Origin of the sequence: Streptomyces aculeolatus, from assembly GCF_020400605.1 — a bacterium.
GTDB classification, from domain to species: Bacteria; Actinomycetota; Actinomycetes; order Streptomycetales; family Streptomycetaceae; genus Streptomyces; species Streptomyces aculeolatus.
This window is the reverse complement of the sequence record NZ_JAINRD010000006.1, coordinates 297,841-320,646: the sequence shown is the minus strand read 5'-3', so window position 1 is coordinate 320,646 and position 22,806 is coordinate 297,841. Positions and strand designations below refer to the sequence as shown.

Annotated in this window: 22 protein-coding genes; 7 read left to right on the top strand and 15 right to left on the bottom strand. The window is 72.1% G+C overall.

Annotated features, from left to right (window positions below; all coding sequences use genetic code 11):
* Positions 1 to 10 precede the first annotated feature (10 nt).
* Both LG396_RS14130 and LG396_RS14125 read right to left on the bottom strand, forming a co-directional pair.
* Positions 11 to 655: a response regulator transcription factor gene (locus LG396_RS14130; protein ID WP_225795015.1), complete on the bottom strand. Its 645-nt coding sequence runs from the start codon at positions 653 to 655 to the stop codon at positions 11 to 13.
* Positions 652 to 1,830 (bottom strand): sensor histidine kinase, encoded by a 1,179-nt coding sequence (locus LG396_RS14125; RefSeq protein WP_225795014.1) that lies wholly within the window; start codon positions 1,828 to 1,830, stop codon positions 652 to 654. Before LG396_RS14125 ends, LG396_RS14130 begins: the two co-directional genes overlap by 4 nt.
* A 168-nt stretch (positions 1,831 to 1,998) precedes the next feature.
* Here LG396_RS14125 and LG396_RS14120 point away from each other — a divergent pair, with 168 nt between their 5' ends.
* Positions 1,999 to 2,940 carry an SDR family NAD(P)-dependent oxidoreductase gene (locus LG396_RS14120; protein ID WP_100298930.1) on the top strand — a complete coding sequence of 314 codons (942 nt, stop codon included), beginning with the start codon at positions 1,999 to 2,001 and terminating at the stop codon, positions 2,938 to 2,940.
* A 132-nt stretch (positions 2,941 to 3,072) separates the two neighbouring features.
* Here the strand turns inward: LG396_RS14120 and LG396_RS14115 are convergent, their stop codons facing one another.
* The 5 genes from LG396_RS14115 to LG396_RS14095 all read right to left on the bottom strand — a co-directional run bounded on the left by LG396_RS14115 (position 3,073) and on the right by LG396_RS14095 (position 9,597).
* Positions 3,073 to 3,627, bottom strand: coding sequence for a Clp protease N-terminal domain-containing protein (locus LG396_RS14115; protein WP_225795013.1), 555 nt, complete (start codon positions 3,625 to 3,627; stop codon positions 3,073 to 3,075).
* Positions 3,627 to 3,836 (bottom strand): helix-turn-helix domain-containing protein, encoded by a 210-nt coding sequence (locus LG396_RS14110; RefSeq protein ID WP_225795012.1) that lies wholly within the window; start codon positions 3,834 to 3,836, stop codon positions 3,627 to 3,629. Before LG396_RS14110 ends, LG396_RS14115 begins: the two co-directional genes overlap by 1 nt.
* Positions 3,837 to 3,944: 108 nt before the next feature.
* Positions 3,945 to 7,622, bottom strand: coding sequence for a ThuA domain-containing protein (locus LG396_RS14105; RefSeq protein ID WP_225795011.1), 3,678 nt, complete (start codon positions 7,620 to 7,622; stop codon positions 3,945 to 3,947).
* Positions 7,623 to 7,746: 124 nt separating this feature from the next.
* Positions 7,747 to 8,406 (bottom strand): ThuA domain-containing protein, encoded by a 660-nt coding sequence (locus LG396_RS14100; RefSeq protein ID WP_225795010.1) that lies wholly within the window; start codon positions 8,404 to 8,406, stop codon positions 7,747 to 7,749.
* A 174-nt stretch (positions 8,407 to 8,580) separates the two neighbouring features.
* Entirely contained in the window at positions 8,581 to 9,597 is a 1,017-nt protein-coding gene (locus LG396_RS14095; protein WP_018853246.1) for a LacI family DNA-binding transcriptional regulator, read from the bottom strand.
* Positions 9,598 to 9,835: 238 nt separating this feature from the next.
* Here LG396_RS14095 and LG396_RS14090 point away from each other — a divergent pair, with 238 nt between their 5' ends.
* On the top strand, positions 9,836 to 10,621 hold the full coding sequence (locus LG396_RS14090) for a ThuA domain-containing protein (RefSeq protein WP_225795009.1): 786 nt from the start codon (positions 9,836 to 9,838) through the stop codon (positions 10,619 to 10,621).
* The gene (locus LG396_RS14085; protein ID WP_225795008.1) at positions 10,618 to 11,763 is read left to right on the top strand and encodes a Gfo/Idh/MocA family protein; all 1,146 of its coding nucleotides are present in this window, start codon (positions 10,618 to 10,620) and stop codon (positions 11,761 to 11,763) included. The genes LG396_RS14090 and LG396_RS14085 overlap by 4 nt, the downstream gene beginning before the upstream one ends.
* Before the next feature lie 29 nt (positions 11,764 to 11,792).
* Here LG396_RS14085 and LG396_RS14080 read toward each other — a convergent pair whose 3' ends face one another.
* From LG396_RS14080 to LG396_RS14065, 4 genes are all read right to left on the bottom strand, one after another.
* Positions 11,793 to 12,755, bottom strand: coding sequence for a zinc-binding dehydrogenase (locus LG396_RS14080; RefSeq protein ID WP_037751480.1), 963 nt, complete (start codon positions 12,753 to 12,755; stop codon positions 11,793 to 11,795).
* 249 nt (positions 12,756 to 13,004) lie between these two features.
* The gene (locus LG396_RS14075) at positions 13,005 to 13,757 is read right to left on the bottom strand and encodes an amino acid ABC transporter ATP-binding protein (RefSeq protein WP_018835092.1); all 753 of its coding nucleotides are present in this window, start codon (positions 13,755 to 13,757) and stop codon (positions 13,005 to 13,007) included.
* Positions 13,758 to 13,774: 17 nt separating this feature from the next.
* Positions 13,775 to 14,743, bottom strand: a complete 969-nt coding sequence (locus tag LG396_RS14070) for an amino acid ABC transporter permease (protein ID WP_018835091.1) — start codon at positions 14,741 to 14,743, stop codon at positions 13,775 to 13,777.
* Positions 14,744 to 14,779: 36 nt separating this feature from the next.
* Positions 14,780 to 15,703 (bottom strand): ABC transporter substrate-binding protein, encoded by a 924-nt coding sequence (locus LG396_RS14065; RefSeq protein ID WP_026276108.1) that lies wholly within the window; start codon positions 15,701 to 15,703, stop codon positions 14,780 to 14,782.
* 493 nt (positions 15,704 to 16,196) lie between these two features.
* On the opposite strand from LG396_RS14065, the gene LG396_RS39695 reads away from it, so the two are divergent.
* Positions 16,197 to 17,411 (top strand): NAD(P)-dependent malic enzyme, encoded by a 1,215-nt coding sequence (locus LG396_RS39695; RefSeq protein WP_027766492.1) that lies wholly within the window; start codon positions 16,197 to 16,199, stop codon positions 17,409 to 17,411.
* Positions 17,412 to 17,599: 188 nt separating this feature from the next.
* Here LG396_RS39695 and LG396_RS14055 read toward each other — a convergent pair whose 3' ends face one another.
* Positions 17,600 to 18,628, bottom strand: coding sequence for an aldo/keto reductase (locus LG396_RS14055; protein ID WP_037751365.1), 1,029 nt, complete (start codon positions 18,626 to 18,628; stop codon positions 17,600 to 17,602).
* A 111-nt stretch (positions 18,629 to 18,739) separates the two neighbouring features.
* Here LG396_RS14055 and LG396_RS14050 point away from each other — a divergent pair, with 111 nt between their 5' ends.
* Positions 18,740 to 19,321, top strand: a complete 582-nt coding sequence (locus LG396_RS14050) for a TetR/AcrR family transcriptional regulator (RefSeq protein WP_225795007.1) — start codon at positions 18,740 to 18,742, stop codon at positions 19,319 to 19,321.
* Positions 19,322 to 19,342: 21 nt separating this feature from the next.
* Here the strand turns inward: LG396_RS14050 and LG396_RS14045 are convergent, their stop codons facing one another.
* Entirely contained in the window at positions 19,343 to 20,140 is a 798-nt protein-coding gene (locus LG396_RS14045) for a class I SAM-dependent methyltransferase (protein WP_225795006.1), read from the bottom strand.
* Positions 20,141 to 20,238: 98 nt separating this feature from the next.
* On the opposite strand from LG396_RS14045, the gene LG396_RS14040 reads away from it, so the two are divergent.
* Positions 20,239 to 20,859: a CGNR zinc finger domain-containing protein gene (locus LG396_RS14040; RefSeq protein ID WP_037751359.1), complete on the top strand. Its 621-nt coding sequence runs from the start codon at positions 20,239 to 20,241 to the stop codon at positions 20,857 to 20,859.
* On the opposite strand, the gene sodX is transcribed toward LG396_RS14040, so the two are convergent.
* Positions 20,772 to 21,206, bottom strand: coding sequence for a nickel-type superoxide dismutase maturation protease (gene sodX, locus LG396_RS14035; RefSeq protein ID WP_225795005.1), 435 nt, complete (start codon positions 21,204 to 21,206; stop codon positions 20,772 to 20,774). The genes LG396_RS14040 and sodX overlap by 88 nt on opposite strands.
* A 148-nt stretch (positions 21,207 to 21,354) precedes the next feature.
* Between sodX and sodN the strand changes: the two genes are divergently transcribed.
* Complete coding sequence (sodN, locus tag LG396_RS14030) at positions 21,355 to 21,750, top strand: superoxide dismutase, Ni (RefSeq protein ID WP_018835083.1); 396 nt, start codon at positions 21,355 to 21,357, stop codon at positions 21,748 to 21,750.
* Between the two features lie 166 nt (positions 21,751 to 21,916).
* Here the strand turns inward: sodN and LG396_RS14025 are convergent, their stop codons facing one another.
* Positions 21,917 to 22,801: a hypothetical protein gene (locus LG396_RS14025; RefSeq protein ID WP_037751357.1), complete on the bottom strand. Its 885-nt coding sequence runs from the start codon at positions 22,799 to 22,801 to the stop codon at positions 21,917 to 21,919.
* Positions 22,802 to 22,806: the final 5 nt, after the last annotated feature.

Sequence of the window (22,806 nt, the reverse complement as noted above, 5' to 3'; positions counted from 1 at the left end):
CTCGGGCCCCTCACCCCGCCAGGTCCCGCGCCACCAGCGCCGCCTGCACCCTGTTCGCCACCCCCAACTCCGCCAGGATCCGGCTCACATGGGCCTTCACCGTCGACTCCCGCAGCCGCAGCAGCGCCCCGATCTCCGCGTTCGTCATCCCGTCCGCCACCGCCGACAGCACCTGCCGCTCCCGCGGCGTGAGCCGCGCCGCCGCCTCCCTCGCCGCCTGGCTGCGGGTGGCCTCCGGCCGGTGGAAGCGGCCGATGACCGTGCGGGTGACCGTCGGGGAGAGCATCGCGGCGCCCGCGGCGACCACGTGGACCGCCTGGAGGATGGCGTCCGGCGGGGTGTCCTTCAGCAGGAACCCCGCGGCGCCCGCCGCCAGCGCGCCGTAGACGTACTCGTCGAGGTCGAACGTGGTGAGCACGATGACCGCGGGCGGGTCCGGCAGCCGGCTGAGCTCGGCGGTGGCGGCGATACCGTCCATGCCGGGCATGCGGATGTCCACCAGGGCGACGTCGACCCGCCTGCTGCGGGCCGCCGCCACCGCGGCCCGGCCGTCGGCGGCCTCCCCGGCGAGTTCGAGCCCGTCGTCGGTGGCGACGAGGTCCCTCAGCCCCGCGCGTACGAACGCGTCGTCGTCGACGACCAGGACGCGGATCACCGGGCCGCCCCGCTCAGCACCGGCGGTTCCTCCACCGGGTGTACGGGCACGGGCAGTTCGGCGGTGAGCACGAACCTGCCGTCGGCGGCGCGCCCCGTGGTGAGTTCGCCGTGCAGGGCGGCCACCCGCTCGGCTATGCCCACCAGGCCGTATCCGCGCGACCCCCCGGCCCCCTCCGCCGCGACGCCGCACTCGTTCTCGGCCCGTATCGCCACCGTCGTCCCCGTCACCGCCACCGTGAGGTCGACCGGCATGCCGGGAGCGTGCTTGCGGGCGTTCGTGAGGGCCTCCTGCACGATGCGGTGGGCGGCGAGGCGGACTGCGGCCGGCAGGCCGGCGAGGTCGTCGGTGCGGGCGCGGACCCGGGTGCCGGCGCGCTCCGACTCGGCGACGAGGGCGGGCAGGTCGTCGGCGGTGGGGGCCAGCGGGACCGGGCCCTCGTGGTCGCGCAGGGCGCCCAGCAGGTCCCGCAGGTCGTCCAGGGCGTGCGCGCTCGTCGTACGGAGGAGGTCGAGGCGTTCGCGTACGGGCTCGGGGACGGCCTCGCCGCGGCGCTGGAGCACGCCGGTGTGCAGGACGAGCAGGCTGAGCCGGTGGGCGAGGACGTCGTGCATCTCGCGGGCGATGCGCGCGCGTTCCGCCATCCGCACCTGCTCGTCGCGCAGCCGGTTCGCCGCCTCCAGGTGCTCCAACTGCCGGGCGAGCGAGCCGGTCAGGTCACGCTGGCTGCGCGCGGCCAGGCCGACGGCCAGCGGCACGGCGAGCACCGCGCAGGGGAAGAGCATGACCTGCGGCATGTTCACCAGCTCGCGGTACGGGCCGAAGGCCGCCGGTACGAACACGGCGCCGGTCAGCGCGACGGCGACCACCCGCGACCGCCACACCGTGACCGCGTACAGCGCGATGAACACCGGCCAGAGCTGGCTCTCCAGCAGGAACCCCGCGCCCGTCACCGCCGCCACCGCCACCGGCATCCGGCGGCACAGCGGCAGCACCGCGCACAGCACGACGGCGACGACGGCGCTCGCCGCCGGCGACGTGACCAGACCCGCCTGCTCGGTCAGCGCCGCCCGCACCGACTTGACGACGACGAAGGCGAACCCGGCCGCCAGCAGCAGCCGGAGCTGCGGCGGTGTCAGCAGTGCGCGGCGCACGGGCCGTTCGGCGGTGGACATACCGGCATCGTAAACAGCCCCGCCGACACGCACATTCGACGAAAGTCGGGGGTCGTCGCGGCCCGCCACCGCCGTTGGTCGGTGCGGGCCGCCGCCGGGCGGCGGATGCGGCGGCCGGGGTACGGGCCGGAGGGTGGAGCCGTACCGCAGGTCGAGGAGGGACAGCACATGCAGGACGGCAGCAGCGGGTCGGTGGGACGGCGGCACGTACTGGGCGGGGCGGCAGCGGCGATGGCCGCGGCGGGGGTGGGCCTCGGAGCCGGTGCGCGGACGGCGTCGGCACAGGAGCGAGGGACGAACAGCCGGCCGGGGAAAGGCGGGGGCGGCGGCAGGTACGCGGGGAAGACGGTCCTCGTCACCGGCGCCACGACCGGCATCGGGCGGGCGGCGGCGATCGCGTTCGCCGCGGAGGGCGCCCGGGTCGGGTTCTGCGGGCGGCGCCGGAACCTGGGGCAGGACGTCGAGCGGCTGATCCGCAAGGCGGGCGGGGAGGCGACGTACATCAGGGCCGACGTGCGCCGGCCGGAGGAGGTGCGGGGGTTCGTCGAGGCGGTGGCGCAGAAGTACGGCGGCCCCGACATCGCGCTCAACAACGCGGGGATCCAGAAGCCGTTCACCGACCTGCACGAGGTCTCGGTGGCGGACTGGGACGACGTGACGCTCACCAACACGCGCGGCGTCTTCCTCGCGATGAAGTACGAGATCCCGCTCATGCGGGCGCGCGGGGGCGGCGTCATCCTCGTCACGGGGTCGTCCAACCAGTTCGGGACGCGGCCCGGCCTCGGCTCGTACACGGCGAGCAAGAACAGCGTGCAGGGCCTGGTGCAGGCGGCGGCGATCGAGAACGGCACGCACGGGATCCGCGTGGTGGCGCTGGCGCCGGGGATGACGGACACGCCGATGCTGGACGTGCACCGGCCGCCGGGCGACACCGACGAGCAGTGGGCGGCGCGGAAGGCGGAGTTCGGCCGGCAGGGGATCGACGCCTTCAAGCGGATGGCGACGCCGGAGGAGATGGCGTCGGCGGCGCTGGGCCTGGCGTCGGACGACATGGCGTTCCAGACGGGCACGACGGTGGTGGTGGACGGCGGGCAGCTGTCGGGCCTGTGACGCGGAGGGGCCGGTGACGCCTACGGCCCGTGACACTACGGCCTGTGACGCGCCTACGGGCCACTGACCCCGGCGGGGCGGCGACCGCGACCCTGCGGCCCGCCCCGCCGCCCGTCTCACCCGCCGCCCGTCTCACCCGGCGCGCTGCACCGCCGGCAGTGCCGCCTCGATGGCGGCGTACGTGGCGCCGTGGTCCGCCAGCACCTCGGCCGGGATGCCGGGTGCGGCGGCGAGGGCGAGCAGGATGTGCTGGTCGCCGATGGCCTTGTCGCCGCGCCCCAGGGCGATCCTGAGGGACCGTTCCAGTACGGCCTTGGCGTCGGCGTCGAACCGGGTACGCCCCCGCCGCCACGCCCGCCGCCGGGCGAGGGCCCCGGGGCCGTGGGCGGACTCGACGCGGTCGACGACCGCGGCGACGTCGATGCCGATGCCGGCCAGCGCCTCGGTCTCGGACTTCGTCAGCCCGCCGCGCCGCCGCGCCTCGTCCAGCCCTCGCACCACCCCGGCCCGCCGCTCCTCGCTGTCGACTCCGGCCGCGGCCAGCGCGACGGCCCCGGGGGTGCCGGATCCGTCGAGGAGCTGCCGCAGCAGGTGCTCGGCGGCGACGTGGGACTCGCCGCCCCGTTCCGCACGGGCCGCCGCACCGCGGACGACCTCCCTGGCGGACCCGGTGAACCGTTCGAACATCAGCGCCTCCCGTGCTTCTTGTGTACCGCCTGCCGGCTGACCCCCAGTTCGGCCGCGACCTCCTGCCACGACCAGCCCTGATGGCGCGCGCTGCGCACCTGCACGGCCTCCAGTTGCTCCAGCAGCCGCCGCAGCGCGGCGACGGCCCGGAGCCCTTCCCGGGGGTCGGCGCCCCCGGCCCGCTCGGCAAGCTCGGTCGCATCACTCATGACGTCAACCTACGTTGACACCTCCCCCCATGTCAACCGTGGTTGACATGGGGGCGGTGTGCGTCCGCGGACGGAGGTCCCAGCGCCCTCAGCCCACGGCGGTCACGGTCACGACAGGTCCTTCACCTTGATGTTCCGGAACGACACCTCGTCGTCCCCACCGTGGTTCTGGATCCCCACATGCCCGTCCGTCAGGCTGCGGACCGGGTCGGTGTTGGTGAAGTCGTTGATCTTCACATCATTGAGGAAGACCTGCAGCCGCTCGCCCTCGACCCGTATCTCATACGTGTTCCACTCCCCCGGCGGGTTGAGCGCCTTGTCCCGCGCCGCCGTGTCGGGCGCCTGGAAGCCGTAGATCGAGCCGGTCGTCTTGTCGGGGGTGTCGGTGGCGTCGATCTGGACCTCGTATCCGTTGTTGATGGCCGCCCCCGGGTCGGCGGGCGGCGGGAAGCCGACGAAGACGCCGGAGTTGTCGTCCCCGGCCATCTTCCAGTCCAGCTTCAGCGAGTACGAGCCGAACTCCTCGGCCTCGTACCAGAACAGCCCCATGCCGCCCTCGGAGACCAGCGTGCCGTCCTCGACGCGGAAGGAGCCGGGCCCGGTCTGCTTCCAGCCCTCGGTGGACGTGCCGTCGAAGATCGACGAGTAGCCGGGCTTCGCGTCGTCGCAGTCGCCCTCGACCGCGCCCGCGGCGTACTGGATGCCGCCGAGCAGGTGGGTGCGGAAGGCGGGCTCGGTGTACGACTCCTTGGTGTGGCCACCGCCCGTGTAGAAGGCCCGGCCGCCCTCGTAGTCCTGGCACCAGGCGATGGGGTGGTCCCCGTCCATGGTGCCGCCGGTGTAGGTGGACTCGTCCAGGCTGGCGAGGACGTGGGCCGTCTCACGCGGGTTGGTGCGGTAGTTGTACCACTCGTCGGTACGCACCCACTCCTTCTCCAGGTGCTCGGTCGCGGGGTGCTTGTGGTCCTCGACCTTGACGGTCGCCTCCTGGATCGCCGGGTGGCCGTCGAAGTACGCGCCCACCAGGCCGCCGTAGAACTCCCAGTCGTACTCGCTGTCGGCCGCGGAGTGGACGCCGGCGTACCCGCCGCCGTCGGCGACGTAGTCCTCGAACGCCTTCTGCTGCTCCGCGTTCAGGACGTCGCCCGTGGTGGAGAGGAAGACGACCGCGTCGTACTTCTCCAGGTTCGCCGCGGTGAAGGCGCCGCCGTCCTCGGTGGCGTCCACGCCGAAGCCGTTCTCGGCGCCCAGCTCCTCGATGGCGGTGATGCCCTCGGGGATGGAGTCGTGCCGGAAGCCGGCGGTCTTGGAGAAGACGAGGACCTTCTCGTCCTCCTCCGCCACGTCGCCGGTCGCGAACGTGAAGTCGTCGACGTCGAAGAGGAACGGACCGTCCGTGCCCTTGAAGACGAGGTAGAGCTTGGTGGTGCCCTTCGGGGCTCCTCCCGACAGCTCCGTCTTCACGTCCTGGAAGGTCTCCCAGCCGCCGGTCACCGGCACCTCGGCGGAGCCGAGGAGCTTGCCGTCGGGGGCACCGGCGCGGACCTCCAGGGTGCCGCCGGCGCCGGCGGAGGAGATGCGGGCGGTGAACTCGGTGGCGTTCGACAGGACGTACGGCTCGAAGGCGATCCAGTCGCCGTTGTGGATGTCGCCGACCGTCTTGCCGCCGTGCGCCGGGGTCTTGTTGAAGAGCTTGACGCCCTGGGAGTCGGTGAAGTGCTCGGCCTGCCGGTGCCGGGGCTGGGCAACGGACTTGTCCGTGCCGGTCAGGGCGCCCTGGCCACCGCCGCCGCCGTCGGTGTACGTGGCGGTGAAGTCGCCGAAGAGGTTGGCGTTCGGGTCGTGCTCACCGTCGGCGGGCGAGTCGATCGTGCCCGAGCAGCCGTTGGCCGAGGTGATGGGGTGCGCGTGCGAGTCGTGCCCGACACCGTAGGTGACCTTCACCTTCGAGCAGTCGATGTCGCTGTCCTCGGGGTCGGTGACGGTGACCTTGAAGGGAACCTTGTCACCGAAGGAGAACAGCTGCCCGTTCTCCGGCAGGTCCAGCTTCACCGTGGGCGCGGTGTTGCCCACGACGACCTGCACGTTGGCGGTGCCGTCGCGCCCCTCGGGGTCGGTGACCGTCAGGGTCGCGTCGTACGTGCCGTTCTCGGCGTACGTGTGCGCCGGGTCGGGCTGGTCGGAGGTGGCGCCGTCACCGAAGTCCCAGGCGTACGTCAGGTCCGTGCTGTCCGGGTCGGTGGTGCCCTCGGAGGAGAACTTCACCTCCAGCGGCGCCTGCCCGGAGGTCACGTCGGCCGACGCCTCGGCGATCGGGGACCGGCCGCCGGTGACGTTCTCGATGCGGTACAGCGCGCGCGTGTCGGGCGAGGTGCCGTAGTCCAGGACGTACAGCGCGCCGTCCGAGCCGAAGTCCATGTCCATCACCTGGGTGCCGGTCCAGGGGAAGTCGTTGATGGACTGCACGGTGCCGTCGTCGGCCTGCTCGATGCGCTTGATCCACTTGCGGCCGTACTCGCCGGCGAAGAAGTCGCCGTCCCACTCGGCGGGGAACTTCAGCTCCGACTCGGGGTCCGTCTCCGCCTCGCGGTAGACGGGGCCGCCCATGGGCGACTCAGAGCCGTTGCCGAACTCGGGCACGGAGTCGCCGTTGTACGGGATCCACGCGGCCTGCGCGGGCGGCAGCTCGGTCAGGCCGGTGTTGTTCCGCGAGTTGTTGACGGGGGCGGCGCAGTCGTAGGCGGCGCCGGAGGTGCCGGTGCCGAAGTCGTACTCCTTGTAGGCGTCGTTGTCGCCGGTGCAGTACGGCCAGCCGTAGTTCCCGGCCTCGGTGACGCGGGCGAACTCGACCTGGCCGGCCGGGCCGCGGTCGGGGTTCGCGGCGCCGGCGTCGGGGCCGTAGTCGCCGACGTAGACGGTGCCGGTGGGCTTGTCCACGCTGAAGCGGAACGGGTTGCGGAAGCCCATGGCGTAGATCTCGGGCCTGGTCTTCTCGGTGCCCGGCTCGAAGAGGTTGCCGGCGGGTATGTCGTACGAGCCGTCGGCGTTGACCTTGACCCGGAGGATCTTGCCGCGCAGGTCGTTGGTGTTGGCCGAGGAGCGCTGGGCGTCGAAGGCCGGGTTGCGGTCGGCCCGTTCGTCGATCGGCGAGTAGCCCTCGGACTGGAACGGGTTGGTGTCGTCGCCGGTGGACAGGTACAGGTTGCCCTCGGCGTCGAAGTCGATGTCGCCGCCGACGTGGCAGCACACGCCGCGGGAGGCGGGCACGTCGAGGACCTTCTTCTCGCTGCCCGCGTCGAGGGTGCCGTCGTCCTTCAGCACGAACCGGGAGAGCCGGTTGACGCCGTCGAACGGCGCGAAGTCGGCGGCGGTGCCCGTCTCGGGCGCGTCGCCCGCGGGGGTGTCGAGCGGCGGCGCGTAGTAGAGGTAGACGAAGCGGTTGTCCGCGAACCCGGGGTCGACGCCGACGCCTTGCAGTCCCTCCTCGTCGTGGCTGTAGACGTCGAGCTTGCCGGCCACGCTCGTGTCGCCGTTGGCGGTGGTCAGCCGCACCGTGCCGTCGCGGGAGGTGTGCAGGACCGAGTCGTCCGGGAGCATCGCCATGGTCATCGGCTCGCCCGTCTCGGCGTCGCCCTTGGCCAGCGGCACCTGCTGGAACTCGGCGGCGGGCGCCGCCTGGGCCCCGTCCGCGGCGGCCCCGGGGGCGGTGCTCAGCAGGACGGCCGGGCCGGCGAGGAGGCCGGCGGTCAGCAGGCTGAGGAATCTGTGCAGTCGTCTCTTGTGCACGTGTTCTCTCCTACGAGAGTGGGGGATGTACGTGTCGAGGTCGTGCTCGGTCGGAGGGCAGCCGCGCCCGCGGGGGCGTCGGCGCGGACGGGTGCCGGCCCGGCGGCAGCGGCCCGGCGGGCCGTCAGCGGCTCGCCCAGAGGAGTCCGCGCCGCGTGAGGGTGCGTACGCGCGGGTCGGCGAAGTCGGCGGGGACACGGCCGACGGTGGAGACGAAGACGCGCCCCTTGCCCCACGTCCTGGTCCACACCGCGGGCACGGCCACAGCCCGCTGCCGCGTGTCGTCGGGGTCGAACGTGACGGTGGCCAACACGTCGTTCAGGGGGTCGGTCAGCGTCCAGCACGCGTCGCCGTCCACCGCGAAGTCGCCGAGTCCGGCGATGACCGGGTGGTCGGCGTGCTCGGCGCGCAGGTGGGCGCGCAGCGGTACGGGGCCCGCGGGGTTGCCGGCGAACGTCCCGCCCGTCATCAACTGGTAGTCGGGGTCCTCCGGGAAGGCGTCGACGACTCCCCTGTGCCAGCCGGCGAAGCCGGTTCCGGCCCGGACCGCCGCGAGCAGCCCCGCGCTCTCGCCGCGGGTGATGTCGCCGCGGGCCCAGCACTGGAGGATGAGGTCCGTCCCGTGCAGCAGGTCCTCGTCCTCGTAGACCTCCAGCGAGTCCTCGACGAGGATCTCGAAGCCGTTCTCGCGGAGGAACGGGAGGAACAGGTTCGTCGTCTGCACGGGGCGGTTGCCGGCGCAGCCGCCGCGCACCACCAGGGCCCGCCGCCGTCCGGAGGCCATGGGGCGTCACTCCCTCCACAGTCCAGAAAAAAGTTTCGCAACTCTTGTCGCTCGCAGGGACGATAGGAAGAGGGCACGCCGACCGTCAAGGCTTCGGACGCGGACGCGCGGGGACTTTTTCGAAAGCGGGTGCGGTGCCGCGCTGCCGGCCCGCGGCGGAGCGGTGCGCTCCGGTCAGTCGCGGGCGGCGGTGCTGCCGCGTACGACCAGGGTCGTCGCCAGCTCGACGCGCGGGCTCTCCGGCTCGTCGCCGTTCATCAGCCGCAGCAGCGTGCGCAGCGCGCTGCCGCCCATGTCCTTGAGCGGCTGGCGCACCGTCGTCAGCGCCGGGGAGACCCAGCGCGCCTCGGGGAGGTCGTCGAAGCCGACGATGCTGACGTCCTCGGGCACGCGCAGCCCGGCCCCGGCCAGTGCCTCGTACCCGCCGATGGCCATGTGGTCGGAGCAGATGAACAGCGCCGTCGGCGGCTCCGGCGCCGCGAAGAGCGCGCGCACCTGCTCCACGCCGCTGGCGCGGTCGTACGTCCCGTGCCTGACCAGCCCGGGCGGCACCTCGGCGCCGGCCGCGGCCATCGCGGAGCGGTAGCCGGCGGTGCGCGCGCGGGCGTAGAGGTGGTGCGGCGGGCCGGTCACCAGGGCGATGCGCCGGTGGCCGCGGTCGAGCAGGTGGGTGGTGGCCTCGTAGGCGCCGGCCCAGTTGGTGGTGCCCACGGAGACCACGTCGGGCGGCGGGTCGCTGAGCGGGTCGATGACGACGATGGGGACCTGCGCCTCCCGCAGGCGGGCGAGCTGGTCGGCGGCGGGCTCGATGAGGCCGAGCACCACGCCCGCGCTGTCGCGCTCCAGCACGCGGTCCACCCAGTCCTGCGACGAATGGTTGTTCGCGGAGGCGCCCTGGCGGGCCACGGAGATCACGACGTGCACGCCGGCCTCGTACGCGGCCGCCTCGAGACCGCTCGCGACGCTCGCCGGCCAGGACCCGTCGAGGCCGTTCATCACGAGGTCGACGGAGCGGACGGCGGGGTCGTGCAGCGCCGCGCCGCGCCGCCGGTACCGGTGCTCGCGCAGGGCGGAGTCGACCTTGGCGCGGGTGTCCCGCGAGACGTCGTCGCGGCCGTTGAGGACCTTGGAGACGGTGGAGATCGACACGCCCGCCGTCTCGGCGATCTGCGCGAGTGTGGGTCGCGGCATCCCGGTACGTGTCACGATCCGCTCTCTGCCCTACCGACAATTATTTCGGAGCATTGTAGTGCGCGGCGCAGAGCTTTCTCATCGCCCGCCGCGTCGCCCGCACGGTACTCGATTCCCCTGGCTCCGGCTACGGCACGCCGTCTGCCGCGGATCTTGACGGTTCCCCGCGGGCGCCCTAGCTTCCGTTACTTCGCTTCGAAAGTTTTCTGCGTGTTTTTTCCGGCACAAGGGAGATGCCATGTCGTCGCCGAAGCCACCGGCCGCCCTGCGCGTGACGGTCTGGGGCGAAGGACTCCACGAGCAGCGCGATCCCGAGGTCGCCGAGCGGTATCCGGACGGCATGCACGGTGCCATCGCCCAGGGGATCGCGGAGCACCTGGGCGAGGGGGCCCGGCTGCGTACGGCGACGCTGGCGGAACCCGAGCACGGGCTCACCGAGGAGGTGCTCGCGGAGACGGACGTGCTGACCTGGTGGGGGCACCTGGCCCACCGGGAGGTCTCCGACGAGGTCGTCAAACGGGTGCACCGGCGGGTGCTCGCCGGGATGGGCCTGATCGTGCTGCACTCCGCGCACTGGTCGAAGATCTTCACCAAGCTCATGGGCACCACCTGCACCCTGCGCTGGCGCGCCGCGGACGACCGCGAGCTGGTCTGGACGGTCGACCCCGCGCACCCCATCGCCGCCGGGGTGCCGCACCCGATCGTCATCGAACAGCAGGAGATGTACGGGGAGTTCTTCGACATCCCCGTCCCCGACGAGCTGGTCTTCCTCAGTTCGTTCAGCGGCGGCGAGGTCTTCCGCAGCGGCTGCACGTTCCGGCGCGGGCACGGCAGGATCTTCTACTTCAGCCCCGGCGACCAGGACTACCCGGTCTACCACCACCCGGCCGTACGCCGCGTCATCGCCAACGCCGTCCGCTGGGCCGCCCCGGACGGCGACGGCACCGCGCCCCGGCTGGTGCACAGCGAAACCGGCTGGTGGGCCGACGGCGGCGACAGCGCCAACGGCGGCGGGCAGCCGTGACGGGCCGGTCCTTCGGCACCGTGCCGGACGACGGATCGCCGCTGCGCGTCGTCGTCGTGGGCGCCGGCCGGATGGCGCGGCTGTGGCTGCGTACCATCGCCGCGTCCCCCGACGTGGCCCTGGCCGGGGTGGTCGACACCGAACCGGCGGCGGCTGCCCGGGCGCTGGCGGAGACGGGCGCCGGCGACGTGCCCACCGGGGCGGGCCTGACCGCGCTGGCGTCGGCCACCCGGCCGGACGCGGTCATCGACGTCACCGTCCCCGACGCCCACCTGCCCGTCACCCTGGAGGCGCTGCGGCTCGGGCTGCCGGTGCTCGGCGAGAAGCCGCTCGCCGCCACGCTCCCCCAGGCCCTGCGGCTGGCCGCGGCGGCCGAGGCGGCGGACCGGCTGTTCATGGTCAGCCAGTCCCGCCGCTACCACCCGCACCTCTTCGCGCTGCGGGACCGGGCCGCCCTGCTGGGCCGGCCGGGCATCCTCACCACCGAGTTCTTCAAGGACCCCCGCTTCGGCGGGTTCCGCGACACGATGGACCACCCGCTGCTCCTCGACATGGCGATCCACCCCTTCGACACCGCCCGCTGGCTCCTGCGCGCCGAGCCCGTGTCGGTGCACTGCGAGGAGTACAACCCGCCGTGGAGCTGGTACGCCGGAGCCGCCGCCACCACCGCCGTCTTCGAGATGACCGGCGGCAGCCGCTACGTCTTCACCGGAAGCTGGTGCAGCCCGGGCCTCACGACCTCCTGGAACGGCGCCTGGCGGCTCAGCGCCGAACACGGCTCGCTCCACTGGGACGGCGAGAACCCCGCCACCGTCGAAGCCACCGCCGAGGCGCCGGCGCAGGCGGAGACGGAGACGGCTTCGGGGACGGCAAAGGCGCCGGCGAAGGGGATCGCCGGCGCCCTGGCCGAGTTCGTCCACGCGCTGCGCACCGGCGAGACGCCGATGGGCGAGGTGCACGACAACGTCATGAGCCTCGCCATGATCACCGCCGCCGTCGAGTCCGCGGAGACCGGCCGGCGCGTCCGCACCGACGACCTCCTCGACGCCGCCCTGACCGGGGCCCTCGCGTCGTCCGACCCGCCGGAACGCGCCGTCCTCCGCGCCGTTCCGCGGCAGAAGCCGACGCCCGCGGCCCGCTGACCAGGCCCGGTCCGTACCTCCGGGCGCTCTCAGCGCGTCAGGACCACCTTGCCGAACAGGTCCCCGGCGGCCATCTTCTCGAAGCCCTCCCGCGCCCGGTCCAGCGGCAGCACCGTGTCGATCACCGGCCGCACCCCCTTCGCCGCGCAGAAGTTGAGCAGCCCGGCCAGCTCCTCCTTGGTGCCCATCGTCGAGCCGACGACCTTCAGCTCCAGGAAGAAGACCCGCTGCAGCTCCACCGACGGCGGGTTCGGCCCGCTCGTCGTGCCGGAGATGACCAGCGTGCCGCCGGGGCGCAGGGACTTCACCGAGTGGGACCACGTCGCCGCGCCCACCGTCTCCAGGACCGCGTCCATCCGGTGCGGCAGGCGCGTGCCCGGTGCCACCGCGGCCTCCGCGCCGAGGTCCTCGGCCCGCTTGCGCTTCGTCTCGTCGCGGCTCGTGGCGTACATCCGCAGCCCCGCCGCCGCGCCCAGCACGATCGCCGCGGTGGCGACGCCGCCGCCCGCGCCCTGGACCAGGACGGAGTCGCCGGGGCGTACGCCGGCGTTGGTGAAGAGCATCCGGTACGCGGTGAGCCAGGCCGTCGGCAGGCACGCGGCCTCCTCGAAGCTCAGCTCCTTCGGCTTCGGCAGGAGGTTCCAGGCCGGGACGGCGACCTGCTCGGCGAACGTGCCCTGGTACCGCTCGGTCAGCAGCGACCGCGGCTCGTTCGGGCCCACCCCGTGGCCGGTCTGGCCGATGACGGAGTGGAGGACCACCTCGTTGCCGTCGGCGTCGACACCGGCCGCGTCGCAGCCGAGGATCATCGGCAGGGCGTCCTCGCCCAGTCCGACGCCGCGCAGCGACCACAGGTCGTGGTGGTTGAGGGAGGCGGCTCTGACGTCGACGACGGCCCAGCCGGGCGGGGCGTGCGGCGCGGGCCGCTCCCCCAACTCCAGGCCGTTCAGCGGCTCGTCACGGTCGATGCGGGCGGCGTAGGCGGCATACATGACCATGAAGTTACGCCCCGGGGCGGGGGCCGTACCAGCCCCCGCCCCGCCATGCGGGACATCTCACCCGGGCCCGGTAAACCCGGGGGCCCGGCGGATCTCACAGCACCTGCGACAGGAACGCCTTCGTCCGCGTGCCGCCTCCGGCGCGGTACCGGATCCGGGGGAGCGCCGGGGCGGGACGACGACCCCCGCCGCGTTCCCCGGCACCTCCGCGCGTTCCCCGGATCCGCCGCGCACAGCGCAGCGTCACAGCACCTTCGACAGGAACGCCTTCGTCCGTTGGTGCTGCGGGTTCGTGAGTACCTCGCGCGGGTGCCCGGACTCCACCACGACTCCGTCGTCCATGAACACCAGCGCGTCGCCGACCTCCCGCGCGAACCCCATCTCGTGGGTGACGACGATCATCGTCATGCCCGACTGCGCGAGGTCGCGCATCACGTCCAGCACCTCGCCGACCAGCTCCGGGTCGAGCGCCGAGGTGGGCTCGTCGAAGAGCATCAGCTTCGGCTCCATCGCCAGGGCCCGCGCGATGGCGACGCGCTGCTGCTGGCCGCCGGAGAGCTGCGTCGGGTAGCCGGCCGCCTTGTCCGCGAGGCCCACGCGGTCCAGCAGCCGCATCGCCCGCTCCCGCGCGGTCGCCTTGGACTCCCGCTTGACCTGGACCGGCGCCTCCATGACGTTCTCCAGCGCGGTCATGTGCGGGAAGAGGTTGAAGCGCTGGAACACCATGCCGATGTCCTTGCGCTGGGCGGCGACCTCCTTGTCCTTCAGCTCGTAGAGCTTGTTGCCCTGCTGCCGGTAGCCGACGAGGTGGCCGTCGACGTACAGCCGGCCGGCGTTGATCTTCTCCAGGTGGTTGATGCACCGCAGGAAGGTCGACTTGCCGGAGCCCGAGGGGCCGACGAGGCAGAAGACCTCGCGCGGCGCGACCTCCAGGTCGATGCCCTTGAGCACGTGGGTGGGCCCGAAGGACTTGTGTACGCCCTCGGCCCTGACCATTGCCGTCATGGCGGCGCTCACCTCGTTCCCTTCATCCGCGGCCCGGAGAAGATGTTCCGCCGGAGCTTCTGCATCGGGGTCAGCGGCAGCTGGCGTACGGAGCCCTTGGCGTAGTGCCGCTCGATGTAGTACTGGATCACGCTGAACACGCTGGTCATCGCCAGGTACCAGATGGCGACGACGATGTACATCTCCATCGGGTTCAGGTTGGTCGCGGAGATCTCGTTCGCCACGAACGTCAGCTCGGTGTATTGGATCACCATCGCCAACGACGAGGTCTTGAGCATGTTGATGAACTCGTTCCCCGTCGGCGGCACGATCACCCGCATCGCCTGGGGCAGCACGATGCGCCGCATCGTCTTCCCCCGGCTCATGCCGAGCGCGTGCGACGCCTCCGTCTGGCCCTCGTCGACCGACTGGATGCCGGCGCGGACGATCTCGGCCATGTACGCGGCCTCGTTGAGGCCGAGGCCGAGGAGGGCCGCCACGAACGGGGTCATGACGTCGGTCATCTCGTTCTTGTAGAACGGACCCAGGTTGAGGGTCTGGAAGACGAGGCCGAGGTTGTACCAGAGCAGGAGCTGCAGCAGCACCGGGGTGCCGCGGAAGAACCAGATGTAGAGGTTCGCGAACGCCGAGGTCACCGGGTTGTCCGAGAGCCGCATGATCGCGAGCACGATGCCGAGGACCACGCCGAGCAGCATGGCGAGCACGGTGATCAGCAGCGTGTTCCCGGCGGCCTCGACGACCCGGTCGGAGAACAGGTACTCGGGGACGTCGCCCCACTCGATCTTGGCGTTGGCGAAGGCGTAGACGAGGAGCCCGAGGAGCGCGAGGACGACCGCGGCGCTCACCCAGCGCCAGGGGTGGCGCACGGGGATCGCCCTGATCGCCTCGGGCGGCACCGCGGTGGCGGCGCCGGTCTTCGAGGGCACGGGCCCGGCCGGTTGCTTGTCGGCCGGGCCCGGTGAGGTCGGGTCGGTCACGGGAGGACTTCTCTCTGGAACGGCTGCGGGCGGTGGTTACTCGTTGCCGCCGTTGACGGCGGCCTTGTCGACGGCGCCCTGCTGGACGTTCCACTTGTCCAGGACCTTCTGGTACTCGCCGTTCTCGATGATCGCGTCGAGCGCCTTCGCGAGCGCGTCGCGCAGCTCGGCGTTGTCCTTGGAGACCGCGATCCCGTACGGGGCGGCGTCGATCTGCTCGCCGACGACCTCGAAGTCCTCGCCGCCGCCCGACTCGCGGGCGTTGTACGCGGCGACCGGGAAGTCGTTCAGGTCGGCGACGGCCCGGCCCTGCTTGACCTGCTGCAGAGCCTCGGTGTCCTTGGTGAAGGGCAGCGTCTTGATCGGCTTGTCGCACTTCTCGTTCTGCGCCTTGGCGATGTCCGCGCTGACCGTGCCCCGCTGGAAGGCGACGGTCTTGCCGCACAGGTCGTCGAGCGTCGAGATGCCCTCGGGGTTGCCCTTCTGGACCAGGATGGAGACGCCGGCGGAGAAGTAGTCGACGAAGTCGACCTCGGCCTGGCGCTCCTTGTTGTCGGTCATCGACGACATGATGATGTCGAAGCGGCCGGAGTCGAGCGACGGGATCAGGTTGTCGAAGACGTTGTTCTGGAACTGGAACTCGACGCCCAGCTCCTCGCCGAGCGCGTTGGCGATGTCGATGTCGACGCCGGCGGGCTTGCCGCCCTGGTCGAACTCCATCGGGGCGTACGCGATGTCCGAGCCGACCTTGATCACGCCGGCGTCCTCGATGCTCTTGGGCAGTGCGCCCGGCGCCGCGTTCGACTTGGTCTTGGTCTCACCGCCGTCGCCGCTGTCGCCCCCGTCGTCGGTCTGGTCGCCGCACGACGAGAGCACGAGGGCCCCCGCGGCGGCGAGTGCCCCGACGGCCACCAGTCGAGACTTGGCTGCTCCGGTGCGCCGGGTGGTGCGAGGGCTCATTGCGCGATCCTCCTGCGGGGGGTGAACGGGGGTCAGAAGTTCACAAACCCCGGACGCGACTCCTGGTGCGCCTGGGGCGGATGTCGACGATGGCCGACGACGGCATCTTTGCATCCGGAAGACACGCCTCAGGAATGCTGCCGGGTCAAAATCCGATAACAGGTTCGGTAGTGAGACGTAGCTCACGTTTATAAATAACGGGCATAACCCCGGATTCGCCACATTTCGCAGTATGCGAACTCTCGCATGACTATGCGTTTCGGCTCCACTCAGTGTCGCAAAGTGGCTCGCACGGGGCGCTCGGCTTCCTGTACAACGGACACTTACACCCCAAATCCGGGGCCCAGGGCGCGAGTGCGGCGCGCCCGGTGTCCGGGCCCCACCGTGGCCGTGGCGCTCACTCCGCGGCCAGGCGGCCGGACACGTGCCCGCCCACCCCTCGACCGAGAGGGGTGGTTCCTCTTTCTATGACTGTGACTAAGGGGTCAACAACGTGGCAGCGGAGATCGTCAACCCTCCGAGCGGGACGGACACGTCCGACAGCCCAGACGACGACTACTTCGATCCGGCCTTCGCCCTGCACCGGGGCGGAAAGATGGCCGTCCAGGCGACCGTGCCGGTCAACGACAGGGACGACCTGTCGCTGGCCTACACACCGGGTGTCGCCAAGGTGTGCACCGCCATCGCGGAACAGCCCGAGCTGGTCCACGACTACACGTGGAAGTCCCAGGTCGTCGCCGTCGTCACGGACGGCAGCGCGGTCCTCGGGCTCGGCGACATCGGCCCGGAGGCGTCCCTTCCGGTGATGGAGGGCAAGGCCATCCTGTTCAAGCAGTTCGGCGGCGTGGACGCGGTCCCCGTCGCGCTGGACTGCCGCGGGGTCGACGAGATCGTCGAGACCGTGGCGCGGCTGGCGCCCTCCTTCGGCGGGGTGAACCTGGAGGACATCTCCGCCCCGCGCTGCTTCGAGATCGAGCGCAAGCTCCAGGAGCGCCTGGACATCCCGATCTTCCACGACGACCAGCACGGCACCGCCGTCGTCACCCTGGCCGCCCTGCGCAACGCCGCGAAGCTCAGCGGCCGCCCGCTCGGCGAGCTGCGCGCGGTGATCTCCGGGGCCGGCGCGGCCGGCGCGGCGATCGCCAAGATCCTGGTGGAGGCCGGCATCGGGGACGTGGTCGTCGCCGACCGCAAGGGCATCGTCTCCGCGGACCGCGAGGACCTGACCGACGCCAAGCGGGAGCTGGCGGAGCTGACGAACCACGCGGGGCGTACGGGCTCCCTGGAGTCCGCGCTCGCGGGCGCGGACGTCTTCATCGGCGTCTCCGGCGGCACCGTGCCGGAGCGAGCGGTGGCGACGATGGCGGAGGGCGCGTTCATCTTCGCCATGGCCAACCCGAACCCGGAGATCCACCCCGACGTGGCGCACAAGTACGCGGCGGTCGTGGCCACGGGCCGCAGCGACTACCCGAACCAGATCAACAACGTGCTCGCGTTCCCCGGCATCTTCGCCGGAGCGCTCCAGGTGCGCGCCTCGCGGATCACCGAGGGCATGAAGCTGGCGGCGGCGGAGGCGCTGGCGGACGTCGTCGCGGGCGAACTGAGCCCGGAGTGCGTGATTCCGTCGCCGTTCGACGAGCGGGTCGCGCCGGCGATCACGCGCGCGGTCGCCGCGGCGGCCCGGGCGGAGGGCGTGGCGCGGCGGTAGCCGGCCGAGCGGACCGTACGGCGCCCGCCCGGCGGGCGGCGCCGTACGGTCCGCGGAGAACCACGAGCGGGGCCGTCCGGCAGTGCGCCGGGCGGCCCCGCTTCGCGTCGTGCGGAGACGTCGTACGGAGACGTCGTACGGCGGGCTCCGTACGGGCCGTACGGTGCCCGCCGCGCGGCCCGTACCCCTCAGGCCGCGACGCGCTCCTGCGGCGCGCGGCGCCGCAGCCCGGGGCGCAGGATCGCCGGCGGGTCGTACGCCATGTCCAGCCGCCCGACCTCCGTGCCCGGCGGCACGATCGCGTCGATCTCGTCCAGCACGTCGTCGCCGAGGGCCGTGCCGGCGCCCGCGAGCAGGTCGTCGAGCTGCTCCATGGTGCGCGGCCCGATGATCGCGGACGTGACGCCCGGGTGGGAGATCACGAAGGCCAGCGCCATGTGCGTCAGCGGCATGCCCGCCTTCTCGGCCAGCGGGAGCAGCCGTTCGACGGTGTCGAGCCGGCGCTCGTCGGCGAGGTGCCTGAAGCCGTAGGTGCCGCGGAAGGTGTCCGCCTCCCGGCCCTTGCGGTAGCGGCCGGTGAGCATGCCGCCGGCCAGCGGGCTCCACACCAGCGTGCCCATGCCGTACCGCTCGCAGACGGGCAGCACCTCGCGCTCGATGCCGCGGTCGAGGATCGAGTAGTTCGGCTGCTCGGTGCGGAACCGCACCAGGGCGCGCCGCTCGGCGACCCACTGCGCCTCGACCAGGTCGGAGGCGGGGAAGGCGGAGGTGCCGACGGCGCGTACCTTCCCGGCGCGCACCAGGTCGGTGAGCGCGGAGAGGGTCTCCTCGATGTCGGTGTCCGGGGCGGGCCGGTGGATCTGGAACAGGTCGACGTGGTCGGTGCCGAGGCGGCGCAGCGAGTCCTCCAGGGCGCGGACGAGCCAGCGGCGGGAGTTGCCCTGCCGGTTGGGGTCGTCGCCCATGGGCAGGTGCGCCTTGGTGGCCAGGACGACGTCGTCGCGGCGGCCCTTGAGGGCCTTCCCGACGATCTCCTCGGACTCGCCGTGGCCGTAGATGTCGGCGGTGTCGACGAAGTTGACGCCCGCGGCCAGGGCCTTGTGGATGATGCGGACGGATTCGTCGTGGTCGGGGTTGCCCTGGGCGCCGAACATCATCGCGCCCAGGCAGTAGGGGCTGACCTTGATCCCGGTCCGGCCCAGCGTGCGGTACTGCATGGCTCTCCTCCTGCGTGGACTGCGGGTCGAACGCCCCGGTATCGTGAATACGGAACGCCGTTCAGTTCCGAGAATACGGAACACTGTTCCGCTTTTGCAAGGGGTCCGCGCATGCCTGAGCGCAGCACCACGGGGGAGCCGGCCCCCGGCCGGCGTATGCGGCCGGACGTCCGGCGCAGCCTCGACGCGCTGCTGACCGCGGCGGCCGAGGTCTTCGAGGCGGAGGGCGTGGACGCGCCCGTACGCCGCATCACGGCGAAGGCAGGGGTGGGGGCGGGGACGCTCTACCGGCACTTCCCGCAGCGCTCGGACCTCATCACGGCCGTCTTCCGCAACGAGGTCGACGCCTGCGCCGCGGCCGCCCCCGCGCTCGCCGCGCGGTACGAGCCGGTGGAGGCGCTGGAGCGGTGGCTGCACCGCTTCACGCGGTTCATCGCCGCGAAACAGGGCCTGAAGGCGGCCCTGCACTCCGGCGACTGCGCATACGAGAGCCTCCCCGGGTACTTCCAGGAGCGCTTCGTCCCCGCGCTGACCCGGCTGCTGGACGCCGCCGCCGCGGCCGGCGGCATCCGCTCCGACGTGACCCCGGACGACCTGCTGCAGGCGCTCAGCAGCATCATCGACCCGGACGACCCGGAGTACACGCGGCGCATGATCGGACTGCTCGTCGACGGCCTCCGCTACCGCGCCTGACGGCGGCCGCCGGCGCGGGGCTCAGCGCAGCGCCAGCACCGCCGCGTCCCGGGCCGAGGCCCAGACCGTACGGGCCTCGGCGAAGCCCGCGGCGCGCAGCGTCCCGGCGTGCCAGGCGGGCGGCTGGACGTCGCCGTCGGCGTGGCCCTCGTTCGGGTCGTTCGGGTCGCCGAAGATCGTGAAACGCTCGGCCGCGGGGCCGCCGAGGACCGGGTCGGCGGCGACCACGCGCCACCAGTCCGCCCAGTCCAGCACCCCTTCGGCGCGCTCGCGGTCCTGGCGCACCTTGCTCCAGTTGCGCACCGCCTCGTTGATGCCGGGCGTGGCCGGGTCGGGCATGTGGTCGGCGTTGACGAAGACCCCGCCCTCCCGGACGACGCCGGCGACCTGCCCGTAGAGCGTGGCGAGCTGGTCGGAGAAGAGCCAGTGCAGCGCGGTGGAGGTGAGCACCGCGTCGTACGCGCCGTGCGGCAGCCGCGCCGTCCAGTCGGGCTTGGAGAGGTCGGCGGTGACGAACTCCGCGCGCGGGTCGTCCGCGAAGGTGCCGCGCGCGATGGTGAGCAGCGCGGGGTCGAGGTCGACGCCGGTGGTGCGCGCGCCGGGGAAGCGGCGCAGCAGCCGGGCGCTGATACTGCCCGTGCCGCAGGCCAGGTCGAGCACCCGCGGCTCGGGCCCGACGAGCGCCTCGACCGCGTCGAGCATGACCCGGAAGCGCTCCTCGCGATCCGGCATGTACCACTCCTGCTGGCGGTCCCAGCTCGCCTGCCACCCCTGCCAGTCGGCGCCCACGGGCGTCACGGTGTCGGTCGTTCCGGCCATTGCTGCCTCCCCTGCCTCCGCTGCGTAATACCCTCTAGTGGAGGTCGTCCATTACGACCCCGCCGCGTCAGCATAAGTCGAGCCCGTAAGGACTACAAGTGGAACTGGCCTATTACTCAGATATGGCCGTGCGCCTCGTCAACACCGAGGAGCCGCAGCGCGGCACCGACTCGCTGACCTCGCTGGACGCGGCCAAGGAGCTCTTCCGGGACAGCGGCAACTTCACCCGGCGGGCCACCGACGCCGACGTCAGCCGGCTGCGGCAGGTGCGCGGGCGGCTGCGGGGGGTCTTCGAGGCGGCCGACGAGGGCGACGAGATGCGCGCCGTGGACATGCTCAACGCGCTGCTCATCGACTTCCCCGTCAGCCCGCAGATCAGCGGGCACGACTTCCGCGACGAGGACGGCCGCCCCCTGTGGCACCTGCACATCGCCGAGCAGTCGGCGAACTCCGGGGCGGGCTTCGCGGCGGCGGCGTGCATGGGCCTGGCCGTGCACCTCACGGACTACGGTGTGGACCGCCTGGGCCTGTGCACGGCGCTGCCGTGCCGCAACGTGTTCCTCGACACGTCGACGAACCGCTCCCGCCGCTACTGCTCCGACCGCTGCGCGACCCGGGCGAACGTCGCGGCCTACCGGGCCCGGAAGCGCCAGGCCAACGGCCGTACCGCCGACGCCGCCCACGACACCGCCGCGGGCACCGAGCGCACCGAGCGCTGAAGCCCGCGCGGGGGGCGCAGCCGCAGGAGGGCGCGGGCCACCACCAGTTCGTCCGGCACCGCGCCGAACTCCCGGCTGTCGTTCTCGACGAACCGGTTGTCGCCGAGCACCCACCAGCCGCCGTCGCGGCGCGCCACCACCCGTTTCACGATCAGCAGATCCTGCTGGAACGGGTGGCGCAGCACCGCCACGTCACCGGGCCGCACCGCCACCCCGTACTGCACGATCAGCTGATCCCCCGGACGCAGCGTGGGCACCATCGACGGACCGTCGACCGCCGCGAGGCCGAGGCGCTGCAGCCCTCGGCGCCCGGCGTCGTGCCTGCGCTCGTTCACCTGGCCCTGCATCGGGCATGCACCTCCGGCCTGTCGTCCACAAGGCCCAGCCTTCCACTGGACTTTTGACCTAAGCCCTCCGGGGCACTCGCGAATTTTCGTTCCCCACGGAGTAATGTCCCACCTGGAAGACGATCACTAGGAAGGACGGCTGCTTTCCATGTTTTCTCGCCTGTTCGCCCCCAAGGTGACGGTCAGTGCCCACTGCGACCTCCCCTGCGGCGTCTACGACCCGGCCCAGGCCCGTATCGAGGCCGATTCGGTCAAGGCCATCCAGGAGAAGATGCAGGGGAACGACGACCCGCACTTCCAGGCGCGGGCCACCACCATCAAGGAGCAGCGCGCGGAGCTTGCCAAGCACCACGTTTCGGTGCTGTGGAGCGACTACTTCAAGCCTCCGCACTTCGAGAAGTACCCGGAGCTGCACCAGCTCGTCAACGACACGCTCAAGGCCCTCAGCGCCGCCAAGGGGTCCACCGACCCGGCCACGGGCCAGAAGGCGCTGGACTACATCGCCCAGGTCGACAAGATCTTCTGGGAGACCAAGAAGGGCTGAGCCCGCACCGGCTGCGGACACATTGGCGCGCCCGTACCGTCCCGGACGGTACGGGCGCGCTCGTCTTCCGGCCACCGCCGCTGCGCGGTCCCGCCGGGCCGCCGTGGCAGTTCCCTGCTACGTCCGCACCCGGCAACTTCCTGTTGCCGCACGCGCCTTGCCATTCCTACTTCTTCAGGTCGGCGAGCGCCGCCTTCGTCTCGTCCTTCAGCATCTGCTCCACCTCGTCGGGCGACGGCGGATCGGCCGAGTCGGTGCCCCCGTAGTAGCTCCAGTCCATCTCGTAGGTGAACCAGCCGTCGCGCACGGCCAGGCTCATCGAGCGGCTGCTGCTGTCGCCCTCGCCGTTCTCCTTGACGAGGTACGCCTCGTCGCCGAAGCCCTCGACGGCCTCGGTCACGTACTTGTAGTCCTCGTTCGAGCGGTCCTCGAAGCCCTTGTACGTCGGGGCGAACTCGCCTGCCGGGTCCGACGCCTCGTGCCACATGGCGCTGACGGAGACGTACGAGCTTGAGTACGAGTCCGGGTCCTCCTCGCGGTCCGTCAGGCTCCAGCTGCAGAAGCTCTGGTCCAGCCCCTCCTGCTTCGAGCCCCAGCCGGTGGCGTCCTCGGCGGCGGCCCCGACGTCGTAGCGCTCGTCGAACGCCTTCAGCTCCGTGGTCTTGCAGAGGTCCTTCTCGAAGCCGTACCCGAGGACGGGCTCGGGCTCGTCCGACGAGTCGAACCCGCCGGTGGCGAAGAGCGCGCCCGCCCACACCGCGGAGGCGACGACGACGCCGCCGAGGCCCCACAGCCAGCCCGGCACGCCCTTCTTCTCCGCGGCCCCGAAGGGCTGCCCGGGCGGCGGCTGCCCGGGCTGGCCGCCGGGCGCGCCCGGGGGCTGGCCGGGCGGGGGGCCCGAGGGCTGGCTGGTGATCGGCACGCCGGCGGGCATCGTCGGCTGGGCGTAGGGGTACTGCTGCGGCACCGAGCCCTGGGGTTGCTGCTGTGCGTAGGGGTTGGGGTTGTTCTGCTGGTACGGATTCGGCGGCGGACCCGGCGGTATCGACATGTGCG

Coding starts and splice junctions, on each gene's coding strand:
- LG396_RS14125 (WP_225795014.1), bottom strand. CDS start 1,830: ATGTCCACCGCCGAACGGCCCGTGCGCCGCGCACTGCTGACACCGCCG.
- LG396_RS14120 (WP_100298930.1), top strand. CDS start 1,999: ATGCAGGACGGCAGCAGCGGGTCGGTGGGACGGCGGCACGTACTGGGC.
- LG396_RS14115 (WP_225795013.1), bottom strand. CDS start 3,627: ATGTTCGAACGGTTCACCGGGTCCGCCAGGGAGGTCGTCCGCGGTGCG.
- LG396_RS14110 (WP_225795012.1), bottom strand. CDS start 3,836: ATGAGTGATGCGACCGAGCTTGCCGAGCGGGCCGGGGGCGCCGACCCC.
- LG396_RS14100 (WP_225795010.1), bottom strand. CDS start 8,406: ATGGCCTCCGGACGGCGGCGGGCCCTGGTGGTGCGCGGCGGCTGCGCC.
- LG396_RS14095 (WP_018853246.1), bottom strand. CDS start 9,597: ATGCCGCGACCCACACTCGCGCAGATCGCCGAGACGGCGGGCGTGTCG.
- LG396_RS14090 (WP_225795009.1), top strand. CDS start 9,836: ATGTCGTCGCCGAAGCCACCGGCCGCCCTGCGCGTGACGGTCTGGGGC.
- LG396_RS14080 (WP_037751480.1), bottom strand. CDS start 12,755: ATGTATGCCGCCTACGCCGCCCGCATCGACCGTGACGAGCCGCTGAAC.
- LG396_RS14075 (WP_018835092.1), bottom strand. CDS start 13,757: ATGGTCAGGGCCGAGGGCGTACACAAGTCCTTCGGGCCCACCCACGTG.
- LG396_RS14065 (WP_026276108.1), bottom strand. CDS start 15,703: ATGAGCCCTCGCACCACCCGGCGCACCGGAGCAGCCAAGTCTCGACTG.
- LG396_RS14055 (WP_037751365.1), bottom strand. CDS start 18,628: ATGCAGTACCGCACGCTGGGCCGGACCGGGATCAAGGTCAGCCCCTAC.
- LG396_RS14050 (WP_225795007.1), top strand. CDS start 18,740: ATGCCTGAGCGCAGCACCACGGGGGAGCCGGCCCCCGGCCGGCGTATG.
- LG396_RS14045 (WP_225795006.1), bottom strand. CDS start 20,140: ATGGCCGGAACGACCGACACCGTGACGCCCGTGGGCGCCGACTGGCAG.
- sodX (WP_225795005.1), bottom strand. CDS start 21,206: ATGCAGGGCCAGGTGAACGAGCGCAGGCACGACGCCGGGCGCCGAGGG.
- sodN (WP_018835083.1), top strand. CDS start 21,355: ATGTTTTCTCGCCTGTTCGCCCCCAAGGTGACGGTCAGTGCCCACTGC.
- LG396_RS14025 (WP_037751357.1), bottom strand. CDS start 22,801: ATGTCGATACCGCCGGGTCCGCCGCCGAATCCGTACCAGCAGAACAAC.